The sequence below is a fragment of the Marilutibacter maris genome (assembly GCF_006546735.2).
Lineage (GTDB): Bacteria > Pseudomonadota > Gammaproteobacteria > Xanthomonadales > Xanthomonadaceae > Marilutibacter > Marilutibacter maris.
The window spans coordinates 1-2,441 of sequence record NZ_VICD02000047.1 but is presented as its reverse complement, the minus strand read 5'-3'; the positions used below and the strand labels follow the sequence as shown (position 1 = coordinate 2,441).

Below are 2,441 nucleotides of genomic sequence, written 5' to 3'. Positions count from 1 at the left end.
GCCGGGCGCCTCCCGGTTGACAAGCCCCGCTATAATCCCGCGGTTACCGACACAGGACCGGAGCCGGCGATGCTCAACGAGATCAAGACTGACGCGAAGACCCGCATGACCAAGAGCGTGGACGCGCTCCGCCACGATCTGACCAAGGTCCGTACCGGCCGTGCCTCGACCGCGCTGGTCGACCACCTGAAGGTCAATTACTACGGCTCCGACATGCCGCTGACCCAGGTCGCCAGCGTCGCGGTCACCGACGCGCGCTCGCTGACGATCACCCCGTGGGAGAAGCAGATGGTCGCGGCGGTCGAGAAGGCGATCATCAATTCCGACCTCGGGCTGACCCCGAACACCGCCGGCACGGTGATCCGCATCAACCTGCCGGCGCTGACCGAGGAGCGCCGCCGCGAACTGACCAAGGTCGTGCATGCCGAGGGCGAGAACGCCAAGGTCGCGATCCGCAACATCCGCCGCGACGCCAACCACCAGGTCAAGGAGCTGCTGAAGGAAAAGCAGGTCACCGAGGACGACGTGCGCCGCTCCGAGGAGGACATCCAGAAGCTGACCGACAGCGCGATCAAGGACGTCGACGAGGTGGTCAAGTCGAAGGAACAGGAACTCATGGCGGTTTGACGGGTCTGTCCGTCGGCCTCATGACCTCCGATCCCGCCAAGACCCCGCCGGCCGCCGGCGTTCCCCGCCACCTGGCCGTCATCATGGACGGCAACGGGCGCTGGGCCGAACGTCGTCGACGCCCGCGCATGATCGGCCACCGCGCCGGCGCGCGTGCGGTCAACGTCTGCATCGACTTCTGCCTGGAGCGCGGCATCCGCGCGCTGACCCTGTTCGCGTTCTCCAGCGAGAACTGGGCCCGCCCCGAGGACGAGGTCGGCGCGCTGATGAAGTTGTTCCTCAACGCGCTCGAGCGCGAGGTCGAGGAGCTGCACCGGCGCGGCGTGCGCATCCGCTTCATCGGCGAGCGCGAACGCTTCAGCGAGGCGATCCGCCAGCGCATGGAGCATGCCGAGTCGGTCACCGCCGGCAACGAGCGCCTGCACCTGAACATCGCCGCCAGCTACGGCGGCCGCTGGGACATCGCCCAGGCCGCGCGCTCGCTGGCCGAGGACGTCGCCGCGGGGCGACTGGCCCCGGCCGACATCGACGAGGCCCTGCTCGGCTCGCGGGTCGCATTGTCCGAGCTGCCGCCGCCGGACCTGTTCATCCGCACCGGCGGCGATCTGCGGATCAGCAACTTCCTGCTCTGGCAGCTGGCCTACACCGAGCTGTGGTTCACCGAGCGGCTGTGGCCGGAACTGGACGTCGCGACCCTGCAGACCGCCCTGGACGACTACGCGAGCCGCCAGCGCCGCTTCGGCCTGACCGGCGCCCAGGTGGCCGCCGCCGGCCTGGCGACCCCAAACGAAGAGAATTCCGAATGACCCGTACCCGCCTGATCGCCGCCCTGGTGATGGCGCCGATGGCGATCGCCGCCATCCTGCTGCTGCCCACCCCCTGGCTGATGGCCCTCGCCGCGGTGGTGTTCCTGGCCGGGCTGTGGGAGTGGTTCGACCTGGCCGAGGTCGACGACAGCCTCGCCCGCGCGGTCCTGCTGGCGGCCAACCTGGCGCTGATGGTCGCACTGGTCTGGGCCTCGCGCTCCAGCAGCGGATTCAGCTTCGTCCTGCTGCAGATCGCCACCGTGATCGGCGTGGTCTGGTGGCTGCTGGCGCTGGCCTGGCTCGGCCGCTACGGCTTCGCCAGCAACCACGACACCCACGCCCGCGCGATCAAGCTCGCCGCCGGCACCCTCAGCCTGGTCCCGGCCTGGTGCGCGCTGGCCTGGATCCACGCCGACAACGGCGACACCGGCCACCGCTGGCTGCTGGTCGCGCTGGCGGTGGTGTGGGCGGCCGACTCCGGCGCCTATTTCGCCGGACGCCACTTCGGAGGCAGGCTGTTCAACGGCCGCCGACTGGCGCCGCGTATCAGCCCCAACAAGACCCTCGAAGGCCTGCTCGGCGGCCTGCTCGCCGGCGTCGCCACCGGCATCGCTCTGGGCCTGTTCGCCGGCGCCAGCATCGCCCAGTTGCCGTGGGTGGTGCTCGCCAGCGTGGTCGCGGTGCTGTTCTCGGTGGTCGGCGACCTGTTCGAGAGCCTGCTCAAGCGTCACGTCGGGCTCAAGGACTCCGGCCATCTGATCCCCGGTCACGGCGGTGTCCTCGACCGGCTCGACGGCGTGCTGGCGGCGCTGCCCGCGTTCGCGCTGGCCAAGGCGATGTTCGGATTCTGAGCATGTCGACCGCACCGGACATCCGCGAAGTCGCCGTACTCGGCGCCACCGGCTCGATCGGCGGGTCGGCGCTGGACGTGATCGCGCGCCATCCCGACCGCCTGCGCGCCAGCGTGCTGGCGGCCGGGCGCAACGTCGAAGCGCTGATCGCGCTGTG

Annotated in this window: 3 protein-coding genes and 1 pseudogene; all 4 read left to right on the top strand. The window is 70.1% G+C overall.

Annotation, left to right across the window (positions count from 1 at the left end; genetic code table 11):
* Nucleotides 1-69: 69 nt before the first annotated feature.
* Entirely contained in the window at nt 70-627 is a 558-nt protein-coding gene (frr, locus tag FKV24_RS03420; protein ID WP_111265961.1) for a ribosome recycling factor, read from the top strand.
* Between the two features lie 20 nt (nt 628-647).
* The gene (gene uppS, locus FKV24_RS03415; RefSeq protein ID WP_141481260.1) at nt 648-1,433 is read left to right on the top strand and encodes a polyprenyl diphosphate synthase; all 786 of its coding nucleotides are present in this window, start codon (nt 648-650) and stop codon (nt 1,431-1,433) included.
* Nucleotides 1,430-2,284, top strand: a complete 855-nt coding sequence (locus FKV24_RS03410; protein WP_141481258.1) for a phosphatidate cytidylyltransferase — start codon at nt 1,430-1,432, stop codon at nt 2,282-2,284. Before uppS ends, FKV24_RS03410 begins: the two co-directional genes overlap by 4 nt.
* 2 nt (nt 2,285-2,286) lie before the next feature.
* Nucleotides 2,287-2,441, top strand: a pseudogene (locus tag FKV24_RS03405) (1-deoxy-D-xylulose-5-phosphate reductoisomerase); the annotation flags it as partial.